The following is a 26788-nucleotide window of genomic DNA, read 5'->3' on the forward strand; positions in this document are numbered from 1 at the left end:
TAGAGCATGAGCTGCTTTTGCATGAATATCGCTCATGTTGATGGTCGGGCCAGGACGGTAGAATCGCGACGTTTTTACATGAACGGGACCAGGGATATGTCATATCGCGTTTTCATCAGCCTCTTTGTGCTGCTAATCAGCAGTGCCGCCACAGCACAAGGCACGGCGCCGGCGATCTCATACACCCGCGACGTTCAGCCGATCTTCACTGAAAAATGCGTGGCCTGCCATGCCTGCTATGACGCCGCCTGTCAGCTCAATCTGGGCAGTGGCGAAGGTGCGGCGCGTGGCGCAAACAAGATTCCGGTCTACGCCGGCGAGCGCAGCAAGGCGTCGGAGCCGACACGGCTGTTTTATGACGCCTTTGGCAAAGCCGCCTGGCAACGCAAGGACTTCTACTCGGTACTCGATGCCCAGGGCAGTCAGGCTGCGCTGATGGCGCGCATGCTGGAACTCGGCCACCGGACGCCGCTGCAACCTAACGCCAAGTTGCCGGAAGAGATTGTGCTTGGGCTCGAGCGCGAGAACATGTGCCCGATGCCGGGCGAGTTCGAGGCCTATGCCGGCGCCCATCCGAAAGAAGGCATGCCGCTGGCGGTGACCGGGCTGACCGATCAGCAATACCAGACGCTGCAACGCTGGCTGGCCTCCGGTGCGCCAATCGACCAGCAGGGCCTGGTCCCGAGCGCCAGGGAAGCCTTGCAGGTGGTGCAGTGGGAAAACCTGCTCAATGCACCGGGCGCCCGTGAAAGTCTGGTGGCACGCTGGTTGTTCGAGCATTGGTTTCTGGCGCATATCTACTTCAAGGATGGCGAGCCGGGGCACTTCTTCCAGTGGGTGCGTTCGCGCACACCGACAGGCAAGCCGATCGACCTGATCAACAGCCGTCGTCCGAACGACGATCCGGGTACCCAGGTGTATTACCGCTTGTGGCCGGTACAAGGGGTGATCGTGCACAAGATGCACATCACCTATCCGCTGAGCCCGGCGAAAATGGCCCGGGTCAAAACCCTGTTCTACAACGGCAACTGGCAGGTCCACGCCTTGCCGGGTTATGGCCCGGAGCGTCGGTCCAACCCGTTCGAGACCTTCCAGGCGATTCCGGCCCAGGCGCGTTATCAGTTCATGCTCGATAATGCCGAATACTTTATGCGCACCTTTATCCGCGGCCCGGTTTGTCGTGGGCAGATTGCCACCGACGTGATCCGCGACAACTTCTGGGCGCTTTTCCAGGCACCGGAACATGACCTGTACATCACCGATCCGAGTTATCGCGGCAAGGCCACGCCGTTGCTGACCATGCCCGGCCAGAATGACGATGTCGGCAGCGTGCTGGGCCTGTGGCATGCCTACCGCGACAAGCGTAACGAGTACGAAGCCTTGCGCCGTGACACCTACGCCAAAGCACACGCGCCGAGTTGGTCGACTTTGTGGGCGGGTAATGACAACGCCTTGCTGAGCATCTTCCGGCATTTTGACAGTGCTTCAGTGAACAAGGGGCTGATCGGTGAAGTGCCACAGACCATGTGGTTGTTCGACTTCCCGTTGCTGGAGCGCACCTATTACCAGCTGGCGGTCAACTTCGACGTGTTCGGTAACGTTTCCCATCAGGCGCAGACCCGGCTGTATTTCGACTTGATCCGTAACGGCGCCGAGCAGAATTTTCTGCGCTTGATGCCGGCCGATTCGCGTGAAGGCTACCTGGACGACTGGTATCAGAGCAGCGGCAAATTCAAGATGTGGCTGGATTACGAAAGCATCGACAACGACAAACCGACTGCGCTGAAACTCGACGAGAAAAACCCGAAACGCGACTTCGTCCAGCAATTGTTGATGCGTTACGGTGACCTCAATGCCACGCCTGATCCGATCAACCGCTGCGACGGCGCCTATTGTTCACGGCCCAATATCGATCCGGCCTTGCAGAATGCCGAGCAGGCCTTGAGCCGCCTGACCGCTCGTCCGGCGGCCGGGCTCAAGGTGATCGATCAGTTGCCGGAAGCGACGATGCTGCGCATTGAAAGTCGCAGCGGCAAGCGCGAGGTGTACAGCCTGCTGCGCAACCGTGCCCACAGCAACGTGGCGTTCCTGCTTGGCGAGGCGTTGCGCTATCAGCCGGGGCTGGACACATTGACTATTTATCCCGGTGTACTCAGCAGCTACCCGAACTTCATGTTCAACATTCCCGCTGAGCAAGTACCGGCATTTGTCGCCGAGATGGAGAATGCCAAGAATGCCCAGGACTTCGAGAAAATCGTCGAGCACTGGGGGATTCGTCGCAGCCACCCGCAGTTCTGGCAGTATTTCCACGATTTAAGCCGCTATATCCACGAGACCGATCCGGTGGAAGAGGGCGTGCTGGACATGAATCGCTACGAAAACCTCTGATTGACCCGCCGGTCGCCCTGGTGGCGACCGGTTCTTTCCCGACAAAAATACTGGGACTTTGTCCGGCGCGATGATTGGCGTAAACTGCGCCCAAGCCTGCGAGGAACTTCCATGACCGCCATTACTATTACCGACGCCGCCCACGATTATCTGGCTGATCTGCTCTCCAAGCAGAACACCCCGGGGATCGGCATTCGGGTCTTTATCACCCAGCCTGGCACTCAATACGCCGAAACCTGCATTGCCTATTGCAAGCCGGGCGAAGAAAAACCTGAAGACACGGCGTTGGGGCTCAAAAGCTTCACCGCTTACATCGACTCGTTCAGCGAAGCATTCCTGGACGATGCGGTGGTCGACTACGCCACTGACCGCATGGGCGGCCAACTGACCATCAAGGCACCCAATGCCAAAGTACCGATGGTCAACGCTGACAGCCCGGTCAACGAGCGCATCAACTACTACCTGCAAACCGAAATCAACCCGGGGCTGGCCAGCCACGGCGGTCAGGTCAGCCTGATCGATGTGGTTGAAGACGGCATCGCCGTATTGAAGTTCGGTGGTGGCTGCCAGGGCTGCGGCCAGGCTGACGTGACCCTCAAGGAAGGCATCGAACGCACGCTGCTTGAGCGCATTCCCGAGCTCAAGGGTGTACGCGACGTGACCGACCACACGCAGAAAGAAAACGCCTACTACTAAACAAGGCGTTCACTGCGAACAAAAAAAACGGCGCCCGTGAGCGCCGTTTTTTTATGCCCGCGAATTGTGGCGAGGGGGCTTGCCCCCGTTGGGGCGCGAAGCGGCCCTGTGTTCTTTCAGACATACCGCTTTGCTACGGCTTCGCCGCCGAACGGGGGGCAAGCCCCCTCGCCACAGGTTATGTGTGCACCTACGGACGGTAGAGATGCGCATGCCCGGCGCGGTACAGCGACGACTCGCTAAAGGTGTCACTGCCCAACACCCGACCCACCAGAATCAGCGCCGTACGCCGGAATCCCTTGGCCTGAACCTTTTCGGCGATGTCTGTCAGCGTCCCCAGCACCCAATCCTGATCCGGCCAACTGGCCCGATGCACCACCGCAATCGGGCAGTCCGCGCCGTAATGCGGCAGCAGTTCAGCGACGATTTTCTCCAGGTGATTGACCCCCAGATGAATCGCCATGGTCGCGCCATGCCGGGCCAGGCTGCTGAATTCTTCGCCCGGCGGCATCGCGGTCTTGTCGGCATAGCGGGTCAGGATGACGCTTTGCGAGATGTCCGGCAGCGTCAACTCGGCGCCCAACAGCGCTGCGCAAGCGGCCGTGGCGGTGACGCCGGGGATGATTTCAAACGGGATATTCAGCTCGCGCAAGTAACGAATTTGCTCACCGATTGCCCCATACAGGCTCGGATCGCCGGAATGCACGCGTGCCACATCCTGACCTTTGTCGTGGGCGATTCTGATCAGTTCGATGATCTGTTCCAGGTGCAATTCGGCGCTGTTAACCACCTGTTCAGCCTGATGGCCTTCCAGTACGGCTTCCGGCACCAGCGAGCCGGCGTAAATGATCACCGGGCAACTGCGAATCAGCCGCTGGCCCTTGACCGTGATCAGTTCCGGGTCGCCGGGACCTGCACCAATGAAGTAGACGGTCATAGCCGGTTCCTGTGAAAAATTGTCAAAGCAAGGCTTCAGATGAAGATTGCTCATGATCGAAGGCGGGGATTATCGAGGATTTTACGCGGCGCCGGCCAACGCAAACGTCGCCCGGGCATTTTTTTGTCGCGGGATCAGCAATTTTGCCGGTGCCTGCGCCAGTTGTTCGGCGAGGGCCAGTGCAGAGCTTTCCGCTATGCCGTAGCAGCCGGTGCGCTCGAAGGCGATTTGCGAGCGATGGCTGAGTTGCGCTTGATAGCTGGAAAGTTGTTCGCTGCTGAAGCAGATCAGTGGCAGTGACAGTTGCCGGGCCAACTCGATCAGACCGGCCTCATCACGTTTCAGATCAATGCTGGCCAAGGCCTTGATCGCCTGCAATTGGATGTGATGAGCCTGCAACGCCTGGTCGAGCAACGCGCGCAGCGTGCTGGCCGGGCAGCCGCGCTGGCAGCCCAGGCCGACCACCAGGGTCGGCGCTGCGCGCGTTTCACTCATGCGTGGTATTGACCATCGCTTTTGCGGCGGAACAACCAGGCGCTGATCAGGCCCATGGCCAGCCAGAACGCGGCGTTGGTCAGCTGCGAGGCGATCTTGAATTGCGCTTCGAGGGCTTCGGGGGCCAGCATCGAATGCACTTCAGGTTGTGGCGCGCCGATGATGTGCGGCACGGCCAGAATGGCGACACCGAGCACTTTCAGCAGCCAATGCCGGGCGAACACGATCAGCGCGATACCGACGGCGGTGGACGCTGCTGTGCTGATCCACCAGATCTGCCGTTGTGCCAGGTCTGCGGCGGCAGTCCCCGGCAATTCCGGCGGCAAGCCCAGGGTCGGTGCGAGGACGAAGGTCGCGTAACCGGCCAACCCCCAGAGCAGGCCTTGAGCGGTGCGAGTCGGGGCGCGCAGGGTGTAGAGCCCGGCGAGCATCAGCGCAAAACCGACGGCGACCACCAGATTACCGCCGGCGGTCGACAGCACGCGCTGCCAGCCGTCTTCCGGCTCCCAAGCCTGTGCATCGTGGGTGTGGCCAGCCATCGCGCCTTCGGCATGTTCATGGACTTCAGCTGCCGGGGCTTTTTCGTAGGTCTCCGCCTGAAGAATCAGCGGCGCGACCCAGAAACTTTGCAGCAGGGTCAGCAGCAGGGCGGCCAGCAAACCGGTGAAACCTGCGGTTTGCGCAATACGCTTGATCATCTCGGCAGGTCTCAGTGGCACGGGAAAGCAGAACTGTGGCGGGTATCGTGGGCGGCGTTGTGCACCGCGTCGATGTGCGAGAAACCGGCGAAATACACAAGGCATGCGCCCAGGATCGATGCGCCGATAGCGGCAACGAGGCGTTGGCTCAGGGTGGAGGTGGTGCTGGCGGTGGCGTGGCGAGTGCTGCTGATGGTCGACATGGCGCTTCCCTCTGGTCAGTCAGTGGGTGAATCGAGCGCATGCAAACCCCCGCGAGCCGGGCACGCAGAGGCTAAAACAGCGCCCGCCCACCGCGGGTTTGTTATTGATGTGTTGCGGGCCGGTCTCCGGGCTCACGAGGGGCTGGCATTCGCCGAACCTGCAAGAATCGCCTTCCCATGCCGAACTGCTGGCACAGTGGATCTGATTCTTCGCTCGTTTACCGTTGCGGGGGCAGCACCGGACTGACATGGCTTTTGAGTAAAGCACATGATTCACCGGTTTCCCGTTTCACCCTGTGAAGGGCACCCGTAACAAGGCGTGTAGGAGAGCATGGGCGAGGGCGGGGCGTCAATTGGCGAGCGTTCTCAACTCGATACCGAGGTGCTGCCATCGCGAGCAGGCTCGCTCCCACAGGTTCGGTAGTGCTCTTGTGGGAGCGAGCCTGCTCGCGATGGCGTCATATCAACCACCACAGAACTCTGCCCGAACATTGACCCGCCCCGATGCGATGCGTAGCCTTGCGCTTTCGAGGTTCTTTGGCGCGTGCGCCGAAGCTAAGAAGGGAACGCGGTCGATGCCGCGGCTGCCCCCGCAACTGTGAACGGTTTCGTTTCTGCCATGCCACTGCGCTCCTTGTTTTCAGGCGCGGGAAGGTGCAGGAACCGCCAGTCGAAAGACCGGCCCACCGTCAGCCAGGAGACCTGCCTCGATACAGATTCTCACTACAACCGGGCGGGGTGATCCGGTGGCGAATTCTTCCGCGCGCTCAAGCGCTGCCGGTTGTCGTCCCGTATGCCCGCCACCTTGCCAAAGGGCATCCGATGAAAACACTGGCCAAACTTCCTGTCACCATCGTCACCGGCTTCCTCGGTTCGGGCAAAACCACCTTGCTGCGACACATGCTCGATAACGCCCAGGGCCGGCGCATCGCGGTGATCGTCAACGAGTTCGGCGAGCTGGGCATCGATGGCGAAATCCTCAAGCAATGCTCCATAGGCTGCACTGAAGAGGAAGCCAACGGCCGCGTGTATGAGCTGGCCAACGGCTGCCTGTGCTGCACCGTTCAGGAAGAGTTCTTCCCGGTCATGCGCGAACTGGTCGCCCGTCGCGGCGACCTCGACCACATCCTCATCGAAACTTCCGGCCTGGCGCTGCCAAAACCACTGGTGCAAGCCTTCCAGTGGCCGGAAATCCGCAGCGCTTGCACCGTGGATGCGGTGATCACCGTGGTCGACAGCCCGGCCGTGGCCGCCGGCACCTTTGCCGCGTTCCCGGACCAGGTCGACGCCCAGCGCAAACTCGACCCGAACCTGGATCACGAATCGCCGCTGCACGAGCTGTTCGCCGACCAACTGGCCAGTGCCGACCTGGTGATTCTCAACAAGGCTGACCTGATCAGCCCGGCAGATCTGGCCAAAGTACGCCTGGAAGTCGCCGAAGAACTGCCGCCAGCGGTGAAAATCATCGAAGCCAGCAGCGGTCGTTTGCCGCTGGACGTGTTGATCGGCCTGGGCGCCGGCTCTGAAGAACACATCGACAGCCGCCACAGCCACCATGACCATCACCACGATGGCGATGACCACGACGACCACGATCACGACGCCTTCGATTCGATTTCCATCGAACTGCCACAAGCCGATGAAAGCCTGTTGCTCGATGCCCTGACCCAATTGGTGGTCCAGCACGGCATCCTGCGGGTCAAGGGCTTCGCCGCGATCCCGAGCAAGCCGATGCGCCTGCTGATCCAGGGCGTGGGCACGCGTTTCGACAAGCACTTCGACCGTCAGTGGGGCGCAGATGAAGCCCGCAGCACCCGTCTGGTGCTGATCGGCCAGCAACTGGACGCCGCCTTGCTCGAAGCGCAATTGCGCGCCGCGCTCAGCGTTTAATCCATGCACCTGCTCAGGACCCAGCCCGGCGGTTTCGTCTCGGATGACAACATTGCCGACCTTGGCCAAACCCCTGCCGAGCTGGTAATTCTGTGCAGCGGCGACTCCAGCCTGGCGCTGCTCGCCGAAGCGGCGCAGCAGTTGCCCGAGGACTATCCGAGCCTGCGCCTGGCCAACCCGATGCAGGTGCAGAATCACGCCTCGGTCGACTTGTACGTCGACGAAGTACTGCGCCACGCCAAGGTGATTCTGATCTCGCTGCACGGCGGGATCGCCTATTGGCGCTACGGCATCGAACGCCTGGTGGAGCTTTCGCAACGCGGTGTGCAGCTGATCCTGGTGCCGGGCGATGACCGTCCCGACCCGGAACTCAGTGATCTGAGCACCGTGACTGTCGAAGACCGCGAGCGGCTTTGGCACTTTTTGCGTCAGGGCGGCATGGGCAATGCGCTGGATCTGTATCGCTGTCTGGCCAGTCGTTGGCTGGGCCGTGATTACAACTGGTCCGAACCGCAAACCTTGCCGCGTACCGCGATTTACCACCCCCACAAAAGCAACGCGACGCTGGGCGATTGGCAAGCCGACTGGCAGGTGGGTCAACCGGTGGCGGCGGTGCTGTTTTATCGTTCGCATTTGCAGGCGGCGAACACCGCCTTCATCGATGTTTTCTGCCAGCGCTTGCAGGCTGCGGGGCTGAACCCGCTGCCGATAGCGCTGGCCAGTTTGAAAGAGCCTGGCTGCCTGACGGTGGTCGAGGACTGGCTGGATGAGGTGCAGGCCTCGGTGATTCTGAACACCACCGGGTTTGCTCAATCGAGCCCCGAAGCCCCGCACCTGCGACCCTTCCGGCGCAATATCCCGGTGATCCAGGCGATCTGCGCCCAGGACAACGAGCCCGGTTGGCGCGCCAGCGAGCAAGGGCTCGGCCCACGCGATCTGGCGATGCACATCGCTTTGCCGGAACTCGATGGGCGGATCATCAGCCGACCGATCAGCTTCAAGGACCTGGCTTGGCGCAGTGAGCGCAGTCAGTCCGATGTGGTCTGCTATCGACCACAACCCGAGCGCATGGACTTTGTCGCCGAACTGGCGCGGCGCTGGGTCGAGTTGGCGCGGGTGGCCAATACTGAAAAACGCATTGCGCTGATCCTCGCCAACTACCCAACTCGCGACGGACGGATTGGCAACGGCGTTGGCCTCGACACGCCGGCAGCGGCGCTGAATATCCTGCGGGCGCTGCACGCCGAAGGTTATCCGTTGCCTGCCGATTTGCCGGAAAGCGGCACCGCGCTGATTCAGCAACTGCTCGGAGGGGTCAGCAATGATCTGGAGAGCATCGACTTGCGCCCGTGTCAGCAAAGCCTGGCGCTGGACGACTATTACTTGATGTTCAACGCGCTGCCCGAAGCCAACCGCGCGGCGGTGCTGGAACGCTGGGGATCGCCTGAAAACGACCCGATGTTCCGCAGCGGGCGAATGATGGTCGCCGGGCTACGGTTTGGCCTGACCTTCGTCGGTATTCAGCCGGCGCGCGGTTATCAGGTCGATCCGAGTGCGGTCTACCACGACCCGGACCTGGTGCCGCCCCACGGTTACCTGGCGTTCTATTTCTGGTTGCGTCAGGCCTATGGCGCCCACGCGGTGATTCACGTCGGCAAGCATGGCAACCTCGAATGGTTGCCGGGCAAGGGCGTTGGCCTGTCCGAAAGCTGCTGGCCGGACGCATTGCTCGGGCCGCTGCCGAACATCTATCCGTTCATCGTCAACGACCCGGGCGAGGGCGCACAGGCCAAACGTCGGACGCAGGCGGTGATCATCGACCACCTGATGCCGCCGCTGACCCGCGCCGAAACCTACGGCCCGTTGCGCAATCTGGAACTGTTGGCCGACGAGTATTACGAAGCCCAGTTGCTCGATCCACGACGGGCTCGCGAGTTGCAGCGCGACATCCTCAATCTGGTGCGTGAAACCCACATCGACCGCGAGTTGCAACTCGACGAGAAGCTCGACAGCGACGCCGATGCAGCGATCTGGTTGCCGCGTCTGGACACCTATTTGTGCGACCTGAAAGAGTCGCAGATTCGCGACGGCCTGCATGTGTTCGGCGAATCGCCAAGCGGTCGTCTGCGCATCGACACTTTGCTGGCGTTGCTGCGGATTCCGCGCGGTGACGGTCGTGGGGCGCAATCGAGTTTGCTCCGGGCGTTGGCCAAGGCGTTCGCGCTCGGGTTCGATCCACTGGATTGTTCTTTGGCCGACCCGTGGGTCGGGCCAAGACCGGCGGAGCTGCAATCGCTTAGCGATGAGGCCTGGCGTACGGCGGGCGATACCCGTGAACGTCTGGAGTTGTTCGCCACTCAACTGATCTCACAGACTGTGAATACCGAGGTCGAGCTACCGAACCCGTCTCAAGCCAGGCCCGGTCCCTGTGGGAGCGAGCCTGCTCGCGAAGCGGTTAATCATTCAACATTGATGCCGATTGACCCAGCGCTTTCGCGAGCAGGCTCGCTCCCACAGAAGGCAGGTTGGTCTGACGTGAAAGCAATCATCGACAACCTGTGTGAGGTGGTCGCGCCGCGACTGGACGCTTGCGGCCCGGCAGAAATGCGCGGTCTGCTGGATGCGCTCAGCGGTCGTTTTGTTCCGGCAGGGCCGAGCGGCGCACCGAGTCGCGGACGCCTCGATGTGCTGCCCACCGGGCGCAATTTCTACTCGGTGGACGTGCGCAACCTGCCGACCACCACCGCCTGGCGCATTGGTTTCCAGTCGGCGAACCTGATTCTTGAACGGCACCTGCAAGACCACGGCGATCATTTGCGCCAGTTGGGTTTGTCGGTGTGGGGCACGGCGACCATGCGTACTGGAGGCGACGATATTGCCCAGGCCATGGCGCTGATGGGCGTGCGTCCGGTCTGGGCTACGGGCAGTCAGCGGGTCGACGACTTTGAAATACTGCCGCTGAGCCTGCTCGACCGGCCGCGAGTGGACGTGACGTTGCGCGTTTCGGGGTTCTTCCGCGATGCCTTCGCCAACCTGATTCGGTTGTTCGACGCGGCCGTGCAAGCGGTTGCCGCGCTGGACGAGCCCGACGACATGAACCCGTTGGCGGCCAAGGTTCGCGGTGAACGCGAAGCGCTGATCCAGTCAGGACTGGATGAAGACGCCGCCGCACGACAGGCCGGCTGGCGGATTTTCGGCGCCAAGCCCGGTGCCTATGGCGCGGGCGTGCAGGGCGCTATCGATGGTCGTTTATGGCAGAGCCGCGAGGACCTGGCCGAGGTTTATCTGAACTGGGGTGGCTACGCTTACGGCGGTTCCGATGAGGGCACGGCGGCTCGCGAACAGTTCGCCCAGCGCTTGAGCCAGGTTCAGGCGGTGTTGCAAAACCAGGACAATCGCGAGCATGACTTGCTCGATTCCAACGATTATTACCAGTTCCAGGGTGGGATGCTCGCCGCCGTCGAAAGCCTCAGTGGCGAAGCTGCGGCGAGCTACCATGGCGACCACAGTCAGCCGGATTTGCCGAAGATCCGCACACTCAAGGAAGAGCTGAACCGGGTGATCCGCTCCCGGGCGGCCAACCCGAAGTGGATCGATGGGGTCAAGCGGCACGGCTACAAAGGCGCTTTTGAACTGGCGGCCACCGTCGATAACCTGTTCGCCTTCGACGCCACCACGCAGTTGATCGACGATCACCAGTACGCCTTGCTGGCCGACGCCTATTTGCTTGACCCGTCAACCCGCGAATTCGTCCAGCAGCATAATCCGCACGCCTTGCGCGACATGACCGAGCGCATGCTCGAAGCCCAGCAGCGTGGGATGTGGCAGGAGCCTGGGGCTTATCGAGAGGCGTTGGAGAATTTGTTGCTGGATATAGAAGAAGACAGCTGAGGGCTCGTTCCCACGCTCTGCGTGGGAATGCCTCATTGGACGCTCTGCGTCCGCTCTTGAATGTGACGCGGAGCGTCACGGGCTGCATTCCCACGCAGAGCGTGGGAACGATCAACCGCAAACGAGATATTCGACATGACCGACACCCCGCATTTCCCGCTGTCCGCCGTGGTCGGCGCCGATGCCCTGAAACTGGCGCTGTGCCTGACGGCCATCGACCCGAAAATCGGCGGCGTGCTGATCGAAGGCCCGCGGGGCATGGCCAAGTCGACGTTGGCCCGTGGCCTGGCGGACCTGCTCGCCAGCGGGCAATTCGTCACCTTGCCGTTGGGCGCGACTGAAGAGCGGCTGGTCGGCACTCTGGATCTGGACGCCGCGCTGGGCGAAGGCCGTGCGCAGTTTTCCCCCGGTGTGCTGGCCAAGGCCGACGGCGGCGTGTTGTATGTCGATGAAGTGAATCTGCTGCCCGATCATCTGGTGGATTTGCTGCTCGACGTCGCTGCCAGCGGCACCAACCTGATCGAACGCGACGGCATTTCTCATCGGCATTCGGCACGCTTTGTGCTGATCGGCACCATGAACCCGGAAGAGGGCGAACTGCGTCCGCAACTGCTCGACCGTTTCGGCCTGAACGTCGCCCTCAGCGGTCACACGGCGCCGCTTGAGCGTGGTCAGATCATCCGTCGCCGGCTGGATTTCGACAGTGACCCCCAAGCGTTCTGCGCCGAATGGGAAGCGCGGCAGCAGGCATTGCGTGAACGCTGCCAAGGTGCGCGTGCGGCACTGGCGAACATTCCTCTGGACGATCAGGCGTTGGCGCAGATCACCGAGCGTTGTTTTGCCGCCGGGGTCGACGGCTTGCGCGCCGACCTGGTCTGGCTGCGTGCCGCCCGCGCCCACGCGGCGTGGCGTGGGGCCGAGGCGATCAGCGAGGAAGACATCGATGCAGTGGCGGAGTTTGCCCTGCGTCACCGTCGTCGCGACACGCCGCCTTCTGCGCCGCGCCAGAACCCTGCGCCAGACGCGTCCGCCGCCCAACCACCGAGCCCCGGCGAAGGCCAGGGCCAGTGGGGTGAAATGCCCGCTCAGGCATTACCCACCGGTGCCCGCCGTGAAGTGCCGAGCTGGCCAAAAAAGCCCTAGGCATTCGCCCTCGATCTGACGCGGGGGCGAATGCCAAACCCCGTGCAGGACACCTGAAAAACGGCAGGCAGGGTCAGCGCCGAGCCAGCCAAAACGGCTCGGTCAATTGGCCCGGCACGCTGCTCAACGGCCGTCCGCGTCAGCGCGAAGATCTGCTGTTCTATCTGCGCAGTCGTTCACCCCACGAGCTGTGGCTGGTGATTGTCGATGCCTCGGCCTCGACCCGGCGTCATCAGGCGTTGAGCGATGCCAAAGGCCTGCTGGCGCAACTGTTCGACGACGCCTATCGCCAACGTGCGCGACTGGCGCTGTTGACCGCCAGTGGCACAGCGCCGAAGTGGCAAGTGCAAGGTCTGAAAGCCTCGGCCAGCCTGCGCGACTGGCTCGACGCACTCGGTGCGGGCGGAGGCACGCCGCTGTTCGCTGCGCTGGATGAGGCGACGCATTGGCTGGTGTTGCGGCAAAAGCGTTTTCCGGCAGAGCAACAACGGGTGTTGCTGCTGACCGATGGCCGCCTAAAAGCCACGCCAATGCAGGTGGCGCTCAATTGTCCGGCGTTGCTGGTGGACATCGAGCGCGGGCCGATTCGATTGGGGCGGGCGAAAACCCTGGCGCACGAGTTGAACGCGGATTATCGACATATCGACATGCTTTAATCTGCCGAACTGCCAACAGCACCTATGCTGTGGGTTCAGCTCATCACAGGAGTGGATCATGCGTGTTTTAGCCGCCAACAGTCAGGATGATTTCCGGGTCAAAGCCTATGCCGGAACCAACGGCGTGTTACTGGCCATGGACCTGGCCGAACCCCGACGCAAAGGCCTGCTTGGTTTTGCCATCGAAAAACAGCAGGGCAGCGGGCCTTGGGAGTTTCTGTTCAACAGCCTGACCTTCCCGGGCAAGGCGCACACCTTTCCCCAGTACAACGCGACGCCGAGCGATAGCGCGCCGCTGCAGAAGTTTCGTTGGGCTGATTACGCGGTCAATCCGGGCGTGACGATCAACTACCGGGTGCATCTGGCCTATGGCACGCCGGATGCGCCGCAATTGGGCGAGGCCTTGGCGGTGACGGTCACCACCGACGATGGCTTGCCGGCAGGCCAGCATGTGATTTTCAATCGTGCGGTGGCGGCCAGTCAGGCCTTCTCCCGCAAGTTTCCCGAGCTCGATGCGCAGCTGAGCGCCAACAAGAACCTGTCCCTCGACGACTGGCCCTCTGCACCACGGCAATGGCTGGAAAATGGCTTGCTGGAGCAGATCACCGGTTTTATCGAACGCGCCGCAGACGGTCAATGGGCGCTGGACATTGCGATTTACGAGTATCAACTGCCGACCATTATCGATGCGGTCAACGCGGCGTTTGCGCGCGGGGCCAAGGTTCGGGTGCTGTATCACGCCAAGCCCGGTGACGCTGATACCACGATGAATGAAGAGAGCCTGGCGAAGCTTCCCGCCGAGAGCAAGCAGGGGAGGGTGACCCACGCGATCTTCCACGACAAATTCATTGTGCTGAGCAAGGTCGACGGTGGTGAGTATCGGCCTCAATCGGTGCTGTGTGGCAGTACTAATTTCACCGACAACGGTGTCTATCGCCAAGCCAACGTGGTGCATGTGCTGGACAATACCGCTGTGGGTGTCCGATATTTGCAAGTGTTCGAGCAGATCTGGGCCGCGCCGACCGATGTGGGCGCTACGCGTACCTGGTTGACCAAGAATAACCCGATGGACCCGTCACAGCCGTTGTTTGTCGGTTTTTCACCGCGTACCGGCCAGGCCGATCTGCAGCAGTTTGTCGAGATCATCAATGCGGCGAAGAAGGACGTCCTGTTTGTCACCGCGTTCGCGCTGCCGGACGAAATCCTCAACGCCTTGCTCGGCCAGCCCCACGACGATGTGCTGCGCTATGGCCTGCAAAACACCGCCAGCCGCATCACCGGTTATCACGCCGACCGCACGGCCGATTTCGCCGCCACTGCGCTGCTCAACACCGGTATCGAAGGCTGGCTCAAGGAAAGCATGAAGGGCCAAAAGGGCGATCTGTTGGTGCACCTCAAAGCCATCGTCGTCGACTTCACCACCGACGCGCCGACCATCATCAGTGGCAGTCACAACCTGAGTATCAACGCCAGTGATGGCAACGATGAAAACTTCCTGATCATTCGCGGCAACACCGATCTGGCCGACCGCTATGGCCTGGAATTGCTGCGCTTCTACGAGCATTACCGCTTCCGCTATGCCGCCAGGCAAGAGGACCTCAAGCAGGTTCCGCCCCTGGCGGTGGATGACAGTTGGACCAACGCCTATTACTTGGACGGCGACCTGCGAATGCTCTCGCGGTTACGCTTTTCCGGGAGATAAGGAACGCCCGTTTCCGCGTGGCCTTGAACGCCATGCCGCCGGTCTGCTTTCACAGGGGCTGTGCGGCACTTGATCTACCGTTGCCAGTTGAGGAGTGCGCTCCTCATCCACGCGGTTTTTCAGGGAGATCTACCATGGCACATGTACGGCGTGATGTATGGAGACTGGGTTCTGGCTGGAGCGATACCTTGTTGTGGTATGCGCGTGGCGTCGGAGTCCTTCAACAACGACCGATCACCGACCGCACCAGTTGGCGGTTTCTGGCAGCAATACACGGTATCGATATTCCCCTTTGGCAAAGCGCCGGTTATCTGCGACCGAATGAGCAACTGCCGTCCCAGACAGATCAGGACACCTACTGGAACCAGTGCCAACACCAGACCTGGTACTTTTTGCCGTGGCACCGCGGCTATCTTGCGTCATTCGAACAGATCGTCCGCAAGGCTATCGTCAGCCTCGGAGGGCCAAGTGATTGGGCCCTGCCGTACTGGAATTACAACGAGAACCAGCAGACGCTGAACCTCCCAGCCTGCTTCGCCGCGACCGCCTTGCCCAATGGTGAGCAGAATCCCTTATTTGTGGCTCGCCGGTTTGGCCCGACCGGCAACGGGGTGGTGGTGCTCAACGAGCAGCGGATCGATCTGCGCCCGGCCCTCACCGATCGTGACTTCGCCGGCGGTTCCGGCGGTGGCTCTCCTGGCTTCGGTGGCCCGGTCACGGTGTTCGAGCACTATGGCCAGGTCAGCGGTCGGCTCGAGTCGCAACCGCACAACTACGTGCACGTCGCCGTGGGCGGCCAGCAACAGGGCAGCCGGGTGCCGGGGTTGATGATCGATCCGGATACCGCCGCCCTGGACCCGATATTCTGGCTGCATCACGCCAACATCGACCGGCTCTGGGACGTGTGGCTGCAGCGCGACCGGCAGAACCGCAACCCGGTCACCAGTGCGTGGCTCAATGGTCCGCCGACCCCGGGTCGTGGTTTCGTGGTACCGACGGTCAGTGGCCAGCCGTGGCCGTTCAAGGTGTCTGACATGCTCGATACCCGGGCACCGAAGCTGGATTATAGTTATGAAGATACGTCCGACCCGCTGCACGGTACCCGGGTATTTCAACAACGCTTGGAAACTCTGCACGCAAGCCCCGAGCCTCTTGGTGCTGCAGCCGTGAAGGAAAAGTCCATGAGTGCCCAATCACCCGCCGAACTGCTCGGCGCCAATGACAAAGCCATCGCGCTGACCGGCGCTACAGTCGAGACGCCGTTGCAACTCGACCAGAGCACCTCGGGCAAGCTGATGGGCAACCTGAAATCCCGGGCCTTTGCCCCCGCGGTTGCAGAGCATTCCCTGGACCGGGTGTATCTCAACCTGGAAAACATCCGCGGAAACAATGACGCGGCGACCTTCGACGTGTACATCAGCCTGCCGGTCGAGGGACAGTTGTCGGCGCTGCCTGACCAGTACGTCGGGTCGATCTCGCTGTTCGGCGTGCGCAAGGCCAGCCGTCCGGACAGCCAGCATGGCGGTAAGGGCGTGAGTCATGTGCTGGAGATCACTGATGTCTTCGACAAGCTCAGTGCCAGCGGCCACCCGGTTCTGGCCAAATTGAAAGTGCGCTTTGTGCCGGTGACCGATGTTCAGGCCGAGGACAACATCACGGTCGGTCGCGTGAGTGTCTACCGGCAAGGTGACTGAAGATGGGGCCATACCTCATCCAGGTCGTGACCCGAGGCTTCCTGCCATGGCTGATCCTGATCAGCCTGGCAGGTTGGGGGCTGCTCCTCGGGTCAGTGCAGATGCTGTCTATCCCGGCATTCTGCGGAGCCTTCGTGCCTCTTGCTTATGCCGCGAGCTGGCAGGGGATTGAACAGGCGTTGCTGTTCAATCCTCCCCGGCAGTTGGTGGTTTCATGGCTATTGATGTTGCTGGCGATGACCCCCTTGCTGCTGGTCCATCCGCTGACTTATGTGTGGCAACGCAGTTTGCTGAGGAAGCGCTGGCAGGCGGTGCTGTTGTTTGTGCTGGGTTTTGCCAGCGTCTGGACGCTAGCCGGTCTGCTGCTCATGACCTCGGTAGTAGCGGCGCGGGTGATGTTTGGGGTTTCCCAGGCGATGGCGTTTGTCGTCACTCTGGCCGTGAGCCTGGTGTGGCAGGCCTCGCCGCTCAAACAACGGTACCTCAACCGCTGTCATTATCAGCCGCGAATCTCGGCGTTCGGCCTCGACTTTCTCAAGGACTGTCTGAAGTACGGCATGGTCAGCGCAGGCTGGTGCGTCGGGTCATGTTGGGCGCTGATGCTGTTGCCGATGCTGGCAGAGGAGGGGCATGTGCCGTTGATGCTGTTGAGCATGGGCTGGATGCTGTGGGAGCGCTTTAAAAGTCCTCGCCCCGTTCGTTGGCACTGGCCGTTTCAACTGCGCCTGTTTCACTGAAATCCAACCCGGAGCTGCCGAACCTTCGGCAGCTCCGGGTTGTGTAAGTCATCAGTTTTTCGGGGATGGGCTGACGGTCGCGTTGCGCCAGGCGGTTTGCAGTTGCTCATTCAGTAGCGCCGGTACGGTTTTGCCTGGCTGTTTCTCCAAACTGAGTTTCAGGCCATTGAGTGAGCGGCCACTGAGGCGATTGCTTGCCAGGTCTTCACGGAACACCTGTTCGGCTTGCGCGTATTGCCCCTGGGCCAGCAACGCATAGCCCAAAGACTCGCGTAGCGTGTAATACCAGTCCGGCGGCTCGTTGTAGTTGAGCGCGTCCTGGATTTGCACGGCTTTGCGCCAGGCCGCGATGATCCGCGCATTGTTGTCACCCTCGAGGGCCTGGAGATCGGCGTTCAACGCTTGTTTCTGATCCTTGCCGAACACCTCTGTGCCGGCGTCCCTGAGTGTCGCGATATCGAGTGTTCCATGGCTGCTGCCCTGAGCTTTGTTGAGCAGGATCAGGTTGGCAATGCGAAACAGTTCCACGGCTTTGTTGCTGCCATACCTCAAGTCCGGATTGACGCTCAAGGCTGCGTTGACAGCCTGCCAATAACCTTTGAGGGCATCACGAGCAGCGCTGCCATCGAGCCCGTCGGCGGTCAGTTTTTGGTAGGCGCGGGCGTATGCCGCCATGACCTGAGTGTAAGGTGCGGTCAACGTACCGTATTTGTTCGCGGCAGCGCAGGTCTGGTTGATGGTTTGCAAGCCGGCGTTGATCTTCGGTTCGATACGCTTCAGGGCATCCCAGTCTTCGAAGCGTACGGCGAAGTAATAGGGCACGGCGTAGAAGTAGTCGGACTTGGTGGCGATCTCTTGGGGGTACTGCTTACAGAGGAAATCCAGCGCGGCATAGCGGGTGGTGTTTTCCACCAACTCCTCGGCCATGTTCAGCGCTTCGTTCTGGCGCCCTTCGATGGACAGCGTCCAGGTCAGGAAGTGAATGTTATGACCCAGATAATGCAGCGGGTACGGGCTCTGCGGGTCGATCTGATGGGTGTAGGCGCGGTCGACCGATACCGCCGTATAGTTGGCGACGCTGGCCAGGGCATTGTTACCGGTGCGTTGGTAAATATGTGAAGCCATATGCACCAGATGACCGATGGCCGGGTTCTGATCGCGAAAGCGGTCGGCCATGGGCAGGCCGCTGGCGGGGAAGGGCGACTCTTCAATGGCATGGATATAGAAGTGGTTGGCGCCGGTGTGCAGTTTGTCCTGCACCAGTACCCGGTTGAGCACTTGTAATGCCTCATAGGCGGCGGAGGTGGGTTTGACTTTATCGGACACTGCTTCATCGCCCTCCCACCATTTCCAGGGGCTGAGGTTGAGCAGGGCATCGGCATACAGCGTAGCGGCGTCAAGATCGTCGAAGTAGTTTTCCGAGAGGGTTTTCATCGCGTCGGCATAGCGCCGCTTGCCTTCGTCGGGCAGGCTGAGCTTGCCGTCCTTCTCGCTGTAGAGAGTCAGGAACGCCTTGGCGTAATCGACCTCGCGTTGCAATTGCCGTTCGCTGAAGCGCTCTTTGGCGGCGGGGTCCTTGAGGCGCGCCATGGCGTTGTCCAACGCTATGTGTGCCGAGCGGTAGGCCAGTTGATCACAACCCGTGGTGGCGTCGCTGTTGATGTTGGAGTTGGCAGACAGCGCGATGCCCCAATAGGGCATCGACGCGCCTTCATCGAAGCGGCTGGCCTGGTAGAACGCTCCAATAGCCTCGGAAAAATTGAAGCCGTATTGCAAGGCGATGCCCTGGCTGTAGAAGGCTTCGACCTGATCGGCGTCTTTGAGACTCACCAGTGGATAGTGTGTGCCACCGAGTCCTGAGAGCAGGTGAGCGTTGTCGGTGTCCTGCTGGCTGACGCACTGATGCAGCACCTCCAGATATGGCGTGTCGGGTGGTGCGGGAGCAAAGCTTTTCAGGTTCTCGGTCGCGCCGTGGCCCAGGGTGTGGGCCTGGGCAACAGGAAGTCCGGCCAGTAGCAGATTGCCAATCAGGGTGGCGCGCAGAAGGCAGGGTACGTCCATGAGTCAGTTGCTCCTTGAGACCTCATCCGTCTGCGACGAAGTATTGTTGAACTTCGCTGAAATACCAGTCTGCCATCACACTGTTCCAGTGCAGCCATCCGGCTATTTGCTCATCGCTGTCCGGTACTGGCGTGTGCGTTTGGCGATGTACAGCTGGTCGAGGATCAACGCCCAGAGCGCCAACACGCTTGAGCTTCAATGGTTTTGTACAGCGCCTGGCTGGTTTTTATGTTGATTGTCCAGAATCACCCGTCCCCACGGACGGTAGCGCAAGTCGAATATGGCTGTTGGATGGCAGCCACTGGGCGTGGCGTCCGGGGTGGCCGGCTCGGCACGGAACGGTTGGCCTTCGGCGCTGACCTGGCGGAACGCTTCACGCACGATACCGACCGAGCAGGGCAGTGCACTGGCGTAACTGTTGCGCACCACCGGCGGCAGGCGTCCCGTGCCGGCGCCGTCCTGCCACCAGACCCGAATCCCGCTGCCGGCCAACTTCCCCAGCCAGTCTGCATTGACCTGCGGCGCCAGTTTGCCGGCACTGAACGCGCTGATGTGTAGCGGCGCGTCAAGTTGGTGGGCGAAGTCCTGGAGTTGCCGTTGCAAGTGCTCGCGCCTGTCGACAGCGGTGAAGTGCGCGTCATCCAGTTCCATCGGCAAGTACCAGCCGCTGACAGGCAGCTGCCAGTCCTTGCGCAGTTTTTGCTGCTGGGCCAGTGACTGCCCAAGTTGCGCTTGCCAGTAGGATGCCAGCCCGGCGCTGTCGAGCTGGTCGATACGCTGGTAAAACGCCGGGTCCATCGACAGCCCGAGCACCAGTTTCAAGCCCTGCGCCTGAGCCAGGCGCAGACTGTTGGCGAGCCAGCCGCTTGCTTCGCCAAAGGCCGAATCACCGTACGCCGTCCACTGCACGATGACGGTGGTCGCGCCTTGTTCGGCGCTGGCTTGCCAGACCTGTTGCCATTGCGCCTGACTCAGGCTGGCGTCGACATTCAACGGTTGATAGAAAATCCGCTCATCAGCGCAAAGCTGTTGGCTACCCAGTATCAGCAAGCAGAGAACAAGCATCGTTCGATTCATCAGAAGTTCAACTCCACGCCCAACAGCGCGCCATTGCCACCTTCATACAAATTGCCGCCCAGCGATTGTTGATACTCGGTGCGCACGGTCAGGTGCGCGCGGTAGGCGTTGTAAGTGTCGTCGTCGAACCACCATTGCCAACGCAGGCCGAGACCGGTGCGCAGGTCCTGGCGCCAGTCGTTGTTCGGGTCCTGACTGGCAAACTCGAGGAAGCCATACGGCATGATGGTTTGCGCGCTGTTGAACGGTAGCTTCCAGGCGTGCCCTTGCTGGAAGCGTGACAGCCATTGATGGTCACCGGCTTTGGTCCACCATGCCGCATCGAGGTAGAGAAAACGTTCTTCCCAGTCACTTTCATCGATGCGCCAGTCGTTGCGGAACCGGCCTTGATCGAGGAACGAGGCGGTGGAGCGCAGTAAATAGTCGGTGCTGGTGTGGCCGTCTTTACGGTGGTCGTTGAGCTGGTCCCAGAGCTGATTCGGGTTGAGAAACTCACCCAGACTCAGGCCTTGCTTGTTCTGTTCGTCGAAGGTGTTCTGTTGGTAGACCTCGGCGTAGAAGTTGATGTTCGCCGTACCCCAGGGTTTGTAGCGCAGGCCCAGGCCCGTGCCGACGGATTCTGCGTAACTGGAGCGACCAGTGGCGCCCAGCAATGCCCGGCCATACACCGACAGCGTGCTGCCGGCGCGGCTTGGTTCATCACCCAGGGCATGGTCCCACATGGCGACCTGCACATTTTGCGAGGCGGCGTGACGAGCAGTGCCTTGGGTGTTGTCGGGTCGCAGGATGTCGTTGGTCGAAACCCCGGCCGGCGACCAGGTGCTGGCGAGGGTCAGGCTGTCACGTCTGGACAGGGTTTCGTGGGCACGACGTTGGCGATAGCGGCGAGCTTCGAGACTGCCGCTGTCGTCGTCAGCGGCCACCGGGTTTTGCTCAAGGTCGATGACCCGGCGCAGTTCCTTGCGCGCCGAGGCGCTGTCTGCGACTTCGTCGTAGCGCCAGGCCAGGGTCTCGCCGAGGCTATAGTCCTCGGGGAAATTATGGGTGGCGATTTGCAAGTAGGGAATTGCGCTAGCCCGCTCTTGGCGGTTTTCGGCCCCGGCCAGACGCATGCCGTAGTCGGCGCTGTAGCGCGGGTTTTTCGGGTCGCGGCGTACCGCTTCGGCCAGCCATGCAGTGCTTTGCGGCAGATCACCAGCCTTTTGCGCGGTCACCGACGCGGCATAGAAGTGCCCGGCGTCAGGGGATTGCTGCAACGCCTGACGTTGACGCTCAAGGGCCAGTGCGTCATTGCCCCGGGCTTGGGCGATGGCCGCACCGAGGGCCCATTCGTTGCTGCCGCGGGTGTGGCTTTGTTGCCAATAGCGTTCAGCGTCGTCGGTGTCACCGACGGTCAATGCGCTGCGGCTGGCAGTGAGGCGGGCGTTCTCGGTGAGCTGGCTGTCCGGCACGCTGCGCCAGATACGCAAGGCGCCGGCGGAGTCACCAGCGGCTTCCAGGGCGTAGGCCAGCGGTAAGCGACTGCCGCGATCTCCGAGTTTCTCCGCGGTCTGGTAATAGACCGCCGCCTCACCTGGCAGGTTGGGCAAAGCGCAGCGACCCAGGGCACGGAATTCGCCGGCTTCTTTGGGCTGTGCACCGATAGCCTGACGTACCGCGTCGCACTGGCCGTTCTCGGACAGTTGTCCGAGCAATTGGTCGCGCGTCGCAGCGTCGACCTGATTCAACAGCAAGGCCATGCGTTTTTGCTGGGCAGGGGTTGTCGTCGACGAGCCATAGAGCCCGGCCAGACGCTGCAACATGACCGTCGGCAAACGTGCGTCGTGGCGGTCAAAGGCGTCTTCCAGCAATTGCTGCGCATGATCACGCTGGCCATTGTTGAGTGCCAGGTAGGTGGCTTGATTGAGTGAGTCGAGGTTGCCGGTCTGTTGGTAATGCCGTTCCCATAGCGCGGCCGCTTCACTGTTACGGCCCTGCGCCTGAAACAGTTCGGCCCGGCGCTGCACCACGTCGGCGGTTTGCGGTTGGCTGGCGAGCCACGCCATGACTTTGTCGCTCTGGCCCTGTTGCTGCCAGACATCGAGCAAGCGTTCGCGGCGTTTGCTGTCCCAGGGGGCGGGCAGACGCTGGTTTTGCAGCAGGTCGGTGGCCTGCAGGCGTTGTGCGAGAACCAGCCAGGTCTGCGGATCATCGCTGGGCGAGCAACCACGTAATTGGGCAAGCGCGGCGTGCGGGTCGCGACGCGACAGCCATTCTGCGGTTTCCAGGCACGGGCGCTGCAACTCGCCGCTCAGGCGTTGCACGGCCTGCGTGTCGCCGGTTTGCCGTGTCAGTTCCCACAGTCGTTGGCGCTGGGCCGGGTCGGCGAGGTCGCCGGCCGGCAGTGATTGCATCCAGCGTTGAGCCTGTTGGAGATGGCCCATGGCAACCGCTCGGTCAACCATCGCCAGCCGCGCCTTGCGTGCCGCTTCCGGGGTTGGCGCCTGTTGCAGCAGATCCTGCAAGGGCTTTTCCTCGAGGCGTTGCACATAGGCGTTGGCCAGTCGTTGCCAACCTTCGGCGTCCAGTTGTTTACGCGCGGCCAACGGCGCGAGTTGCTCGATGGTGCCGTTCCAGTCGCGCAGTTGCTCGGACCAGTTGGCGCGGGCCAGACGCAGGATGTTGTCGTCACCCTTTGGCGACAGTTGCGCCAGCCAGTCGTGGGCTTTGAGTGCACCACCAAACTTGGCCACGCTCATGCTGTAGGCCTGCCACAGGCGCACGCGCTGGTTCAGAGGGCTGGTGTCCAGCCATTTTTCGACCTGTTCGGAGGTGGGTGGGTCCTGTTCGATCCAGGTCAGTCGCAGGTTGAGCAGGACCTCGCTGTTGTCCGGGTTGTCCGGCAACGCTTGCACGGCGTCTTTGTATCGCCGTTGTTTGGCCAGGGCCTCGACCAGCAATGCCCGGGCCTCGTCGTTTTTCGGGACTATGGTCAGCAAGTGGTGCATCAGTCGTTCGACTTCAACCCAATTGCCTTTTTTCGCTTCGCGGTAGCTGCGGTCCATGTACGGGAAACTGCGGAACTGCTCGAAATCGCTCAGCGGCGCCGCATCTACCCAACTGGCAGCGCTCAGGCTCAGCAACAGGCTAGCGAGCACCAGTGGATGACAAGTACCCGGCCTCATGCGACCTCCCGGGCAATGCGGAAAGCTGCTTGTTGTTCCGCAGATTGCTCGGCCAGTGCCTGTTGCAGAATCTCTGGGGTGATCATGCCGCGTTCGATCAGGTGATCGCCCAGCGACATGCGCTCGGCGTCGAAGTCGATCAGCGCCTGATTGAACAGCGTTGTCGGGACCATGCCACGCACTTGCAGCAGGTTGCCGAGCAATACCTGGTGATGGCCTACGCGCTCCAGCAAGGCTTCATCATCCTGATGGCGCTCAAGCACTTGCAGCATATGACGGACATCCTCGTTTTGCAGCGCGCTGGGGTACCAGTAGCGGATGCCCAGAGTGACTCGGCCCTGCGGTGCCAGACGGCAGCGAACCGGGCGTTTCAATTGACGGCTGATGGCCCCCAACGAAACCTGACCGACCGGACCTTCGGAGGCCAGCACCAGGGTTGTGCCTTCTTCGGCGACCGGCAACACGCCGTAGTGGGTGGCGACTTTGCGGGGCACGCGGTCGATCAGCTGTTTGTCGAGCTTGAACGGATTGAGTGGCGCCCACTCCAGATCCAGTTGCTCGGCCAGGGTTTCGACCAGTTGGGTGCTGTTGATGTGCTCGCGCAGCAGCAGTTCATGACCGAGGCGACGACGCACCGGGTTGGTGATCGCGGCTTCAAGTTGCTCTTCGGTCAGCAGGCCTTTTTCTACCAGTCGATGGCCCAGCGGTGTGCGTTGGGCCTTGGCCAGCGCCGGGAACTCATGGGTAGTCTTGTCCCAGGCCACGCGGCGCGAATCGCCCATTTCCATGACCTGGCGCAGGGCGCGCAGGTTGGCGAAAAAATTCACGAAGTTGCTCCACATCATCCGTGGCGCCGACAGCAGGCCCTGTCCCAGACCGTAGAAACGGGTGACGAACCAGGCGCGCTGGAACAGACGGTTGAGCAGCATCAAACCGTTCAGCCAGAGCAGCGCTGAAAGCAGGATGCTGTCCGAGAGAATCGAGGGGAAGCGCCAGGCGTTCGGTGAAATCAGGGTGACCAGCCACATTGCCAGCAGCACCAGAAACAGCAGATTGACCATAAAACTCAGCAGATAGGCGATGAGTCCTCGACGGTCGCGCCAGAGGAAATAGTTCAGCGAGCCCTTGCTGCTCCAGCCGAGGTTTTTGGTGCCCTGGAACACGATGCCGACAATCCAGCGCGATTTCTGTCGGATCGCGTGCTGTAAATCACGTGGAAAGTGTTCGCGTACGCAAATGACCTGGGAGAACGCGCGGTTCATACCCACGACCCACTTCTGTTCCAGCGCCAGTTTCGGGTCGGTGACCGAGTAGCGGGCGAAGATGCACTTCATGCCTTTTTGCTTGAGGCGGAAACCAATGTCGTAGTCTTCAGTCAGGCTCTGCACGTCGAAGGCGATGCCATCACCGTCCTCCAGTAGGGCGCTGATCGCCTTGCGACTGAAGCAGGTGCCGACGCCGGCGCTCGGCACCTGGCCGGTCAGCGCTTCGCGCACGATCACGTCCTTGCCGTGGTTCTCGGCGAACTCATCGACATAGTGCCCGGCGGTGAAGCCGTTCCATTCCGGCGCGTAGGGGTAGACCGGAATCTGGATCAGGTCCTTGTTCGGCAGCAGGTAGTTGAAGAGGCGCAACTCCATCGGCGAAATCACGTCTTCGGCGTCGTGCAGGATGAACCCGGCGAACTCGATTTTCGCTTCGCTTTCAAAGCGCAAAATCGCGTCGATGATGTTGTTCAGGCAGTCGGCTTTGCTGGTCGGGCCGGGGCGGGCGCAGACCACTTTGTGCACGTTGGGATAGTGCTGGCACACGGCATCGACGTCGGCCTGGGTCTCGGCGTCGTTGGGGTAGGTGCCGACGAAGATCTGGTAATTCTCGTAGTCGAGGGTCGAGGCCGCGAGCCGGGCCATTTCACCGACCACGCCGACTTCGTTCCATGCCGGAACCATAATCGCCAAGGGCTTCTCGGGGATCTCATAGAGTCGCTGTTCATCGGCACGCTTGAATTTCTCGTAGATCCGCCAACGCCGGATCAGCTTGCGACTCCAGTAGATCAGGTCGATGAACAGGTCATCCAGACCCAGCACAAACATCAACAAGGCCAGGGTGATCGCAAGGTATTTCAGGCCAAACAGTACGTATGCAAAGAAATCGACAAACGCCAGGCTCATAGCGTGCTACTCGCCGAGTGCGCGCTCAACCAGGTGCATAGGCGTTTGGCGATACGTTCACTGGCGTGCCCATCACCATAAGGGCTGTGGATGCGGCTCATGCGTTTGTAGGTGGCCTCGTCATCGAGTAGCTGGCTGGCTTCCTTGACGATCTTCGCGGTGTCGGTGCCCACCAGCAACACGGTGCCGCCCTCGAGCACCGATGGCCGTTCGGTTACTTCGCGCAGCACCAGCAACGGTTTACCAATGGCGGGGGCTTCCTCCTGGATGCCACCGGAGTCGGTCAGGATGATGTGTGCCCGGCCCATCAGCCAGACGAAATGCTGATAGTTCTGGGGCGCGATCAGATAGATGTTCGGCTTGTCCGAAAGCATGTCATACACGGCGTTTTGCACCCGCGGATTCAGATGCACCGGGTAGACGAACTGGACATCGGGATAGCGCAGGGCCAGGTCAGCCAGGGCCTGGCAGATATTGCGGAAGCCTTCGCCGAAGTTTTCCCGACGGTGGCCGGTGATCAGCACTATGCGCCGATTGTCGTCGAGCATTGCCAGCGCAGAGCCGGCGGCGGGGTGCCAGTGGATTTCCTGCTGATGGGTACGCATCCACAACAGTGCATCGATCACTGTGTTACCGGTGATCTCGATGCTTTCCAGCGGCACACCTTCGCGCAGCAGGTTGTCCTGGGCGTTACGGGTCGGTGAAAAGTGCAGGTCGGCAATCACCCCGGTCAGACGTCGGTTGGCTTCTTCCGGCCACGGTGCGCGCAGGTTGCCGGTGCGCAGACCGGCCTCGATGTGGCCGATTGGCAAGTGACGATAAAAGGCGGCGAGGGCGGCGATGAAGCTGGTGGTGGTATCGCCGTGTACCAGCACGATGTCTGGATGCAGGCGTTCATAGCTTTTATCCAGGTTCATCAGCAGTTGCTGAGACAAGCCGTTGAGAGACTGGCCCTGGGTCATCACTTGCAAGTTTTCATCGACCGTCAACTCGAACGAGTCGAGCACTTGTTTGAGCATTTCCAGGTGCTGCCCAGTGGAACAGATGTTCAGCTCGACACCAGGCCACTGACGCAGAACCCGGGCCAATGGCGCCATCTTGATGGCCTCCGGCCGAGTACCGAAAACCATCATGACTTTGAACGACATTGCCCCTCCCGAACCGATATGTTGCTCGAACCTCACG

Annotated in this window: 18 protein-coding genes and 2 riboswitches; of the genes, 9 read left to right on the top strand and 9 right to left on the bottom strand. The window is 61.3% G+C overall.

Annotated elements, in window-relative coordinates:
* Window positions 1-96: 96 nt before the first annotated feature.
* Both BK658_RS20105 and nfuA read left to right on the top strand, forming a co-directional pair.
* A complete protein-coding gene (locus BK658_RS20105) occupies window positions 97-2388 on the top strand; it encodes a fatty acid cis/trans isomerase (RefSeq protein ID WP_123583828.1) in 2292 nt (763 codons plus the stop codon).
* A gap of 111 nt (window positions 2389-2499) precedes the next feature.
* Window positions 2500-3084 (top strand): Fe-S biogenesis protein NfuA, encoded by a 585-nt coding sequence (gene nfuA / locus BK658_RS20110; RefSeq protein ID WP_007946504.1) that lies wholly within the window; start codon window positions 2500-2502, stop codon window positions 3082-3084.
* A gap of 190 nt (window positions 3085-3274) precedes the next feature.
* Here the strand turns inward: nfuA and cobM are convergent, their stop codons facing one another.
* The 4 genes from cobM to BK658_RS20130 all read right to left on the bottom strand — a co-directional run bounded on the left by cobM (window position 3275) and on the right by BK658_RS20130 (window position 5417).
* Window positions 3275-4021, bottom strand: coding sequence for a precorrin-4 C(11)-methyltransferase (gene cobM / locus BK658_RS20115; protein WP_123583829.1), 747 nt, complete (start codon window positions 4019-4021; stop codon window positions 3275-3277).
* An 81-nt stretch (window positions 4022-4102) separates the two neighbouring features.
* Window positions 4103-4516 carry a cobalamin biosynthesis protein gene (locus BK658_RS20120; protein WP_123583830.1) on the bottom strand — a complete coding sequence of 138 codons (414 nt, stop codon included), beginning with the start codon at window positions 4514-4516 and terminating at the stop codon, window positions 4103-4105.
* Window positions 4513-5214: a CbtA family protein gene (locus BK658_RS20125; RefSeq protein WP_123583831.1), complete on the bottom strand. Its 702-nt coding sequence runs from the start codon at window positions 5212-5214 to the stop codon at window positions 4513-4515. Before BK658_RS20125 ends, BK658_RS20120 begins: the two co-directional genes overlap by 4 nt.
* Window positions 5215-5225: 11 nt before the next feature.
* The gene (locus BK658_RS20130; protein ID WP_123583832.1) at window positions 5226-5417 is read right to left on the bottom strand and encodes a CbtB domain-containing protein; all 192 of its coding nucleotides are present in this window, start codon (window positions 5415-5417) and stop codon (window positions 5226-5228) included.
* Between the two features lie 100 nt (window positions 5418-5517).
* Window positions 5518-5743, bottom strand: a riboswitch (cobalamin riboswitch).
* Between the two features lie 187 nt (window positions 5744-5930).
* Window positions 5931-6141: riboswitch (cobalamin riboswitch) on the top strand.
* Window positions 6142-6239: 98 nt separating this feature from the next.
* Here BK658_RS20130 and cobW point away from each other — a divergent pair.
* The 7 genes from cobW (at window position 6240) to BK658_RS20165 (ending at window position 17130) form a co-directional block, all read left to right on the top strand.
* The gene (gene cobW, locus BK658_RS20135) at window positions 6240-7307 is read left to right on the top strand and encodes a cobalamin biosynthesis protein CobW (RefSeq protein ID WP_123583833.1); all 1068 of its coding nucleotides are present in this window, start codon (window positions 6240-6242) and stop codon (window positions 7305-7307) included.
* Window positions 7308-7310: 3 nt separating this feature from the next.
* A complete protein-coding gene (gene cobN, locus BK658_RS20140) occupies window positions 7311-11198 on the top strand; it encodes a cobaltochelatase subunit CobN (RefSeq protein ID WP_123583834.1) in 3888 nt (1295 codons plus the stop codon).
* 135 nt (window positions 11199-11333) lie between these two features.
* Window positions 11334-12341 carry a magnesium chelatase ATPase subunit I gene (locus tag BK658_RS20145; protein ID WP_123583835.1) on the top strand — a complete coding sequence of 336 codons (1008 nt, stop codon included), beginning with the start codon at window positions 11334-11336 and terminating at the stop codon, window positions 12339-12341.
* 53 nt (window positions 12342-12394) lie between these two features.
* A complete protein-coding gene (locus BK658_RS20150; protein ID WP_123583836.1) occupies window positions 12395-12997 on the top strand; it encodes a vWA domain-containing protein in 603 nt (200 codons plus the stop codon).
* A gap of 58 nt (window positions 12998-13055) precedes the next feature.
* Window positions 13056-14699, top strand: a complete 1644-nt coding sequence (locus BK658_RS20155) for a phospholipase D-like domain-containing protein (protein WP_123583837.1) — start codon at window positions 13056-13058, stop codon at window positions 14697-14699.
* A gap of 134 nt (window positions 14700-14833) precedes the next feature.
* Window positions 14834-16393, top strand: coding sequence for a tyrosinase family protein (locus BK658_RS20160; RefSeq protein ID WP_185019867.1), 1560 nt, complete (start codon window positions 14834-14836; stop codon window positions 16391-16393).
* Window positions 16394-16395: 2 nt separating this feature from the next.
* Window positions 16396-17130: a copper chaperone gene (locus tag BK658_RS20165; RefSeq protein ID WP_123583839.1), complete on the top strand. Its 735-nt coding sequence runs from the start codon at window positions 16396-16398 to the stop codon at window positions 17128-17130.
* Window positions 17131-17181: 51 nt separating this feature from the next.
* Here BK658_RS20165 and BK658_RS20170 read toward each other — a convergent pair whose 3' ends face one another.
* The 5 genes from BK658_RS20170 to wecB all read right to left on the bottom strand — a co-directional run bounded on the left by BK658_RS20170 (window position 17182) and on the right by wecB (window position 26751).
* Window positions 17182-19191, bottom strand: coding sequence for a hypothetical protein (locus BK658_RS20170; protein WP_123583840.1), 2010 nt, complete (start codon window positions 19189-19191; stop codon window positions 17182-17184).
* A 195-nt stretch (window positions 19192-19386) separates the two neighbouring features.
* Entirely contained in the window at window positions 19387-20268 is an 882-nt protein-coding gene (locus BK658_RS20175) for a DUF4434 family protein (protein ID WP_123583841.1), read from the bottom strand.
* Window positions 20268-23432 carry an NfrA family protein gene (locus tag BK658_RS20180; RefSeq protein ID WP_123583842.1) on the bottom strand — a complete coding sequence of 1055 codons (3165 nt, stop codon included), beginning with the start codon at window positions 23430-23432 and terminating at the stop codon, window positions 20268-20270. The genes BK658_RS20175 and BK658_RS20180 overlap by 1 nt, the downstream gene beginning before the upstream one ends.
* Entirely contained in the window at window positions 23429-25603 is a 2175-nt protein-coding gene (gene nfrB, locus BK658_RS20185; RefSeq protein ID WP_123583843.1) for a cyclic di-3',5'-guanylate-activated glycosyltransferase NfrB, read from the bottom strand. The genes BK658_RS20180 and nfrB overlap by 4 nt, the downstream gene beginning before the upstream one ends.
* The gene (wecB, locus tag BK658_RS20190) at window positions 25600-26751 is read right to left on the bottom strand and encodes a non-hydrolyzing UDP-N-acetylglucosamine 2-epimerase (RefSeq protein ID WP_123583844.1); all 1152 of its coding nucleotides are present in this window, start codon (window positions 26749-26751) and stop codon (window positions 25600-25602) included. Before wecB ends, nfrB begins: the two co-directional genes overlap by 4 nt.
* Window positions 26752-26788: the final 37 nt, after the last annotated feature.

Source organism: Pseudomonas brassicacearum (assembly GCF_003732175.1).
Taxonomy (GTDB): domain Bacteria; phylum Pseudomonadota; class Gammaproteobacteria; order Pseudomonadales; family Pseudomonadaceae; genus Aquipseudomonas; species Aquipseudomonas brassicacearum_G.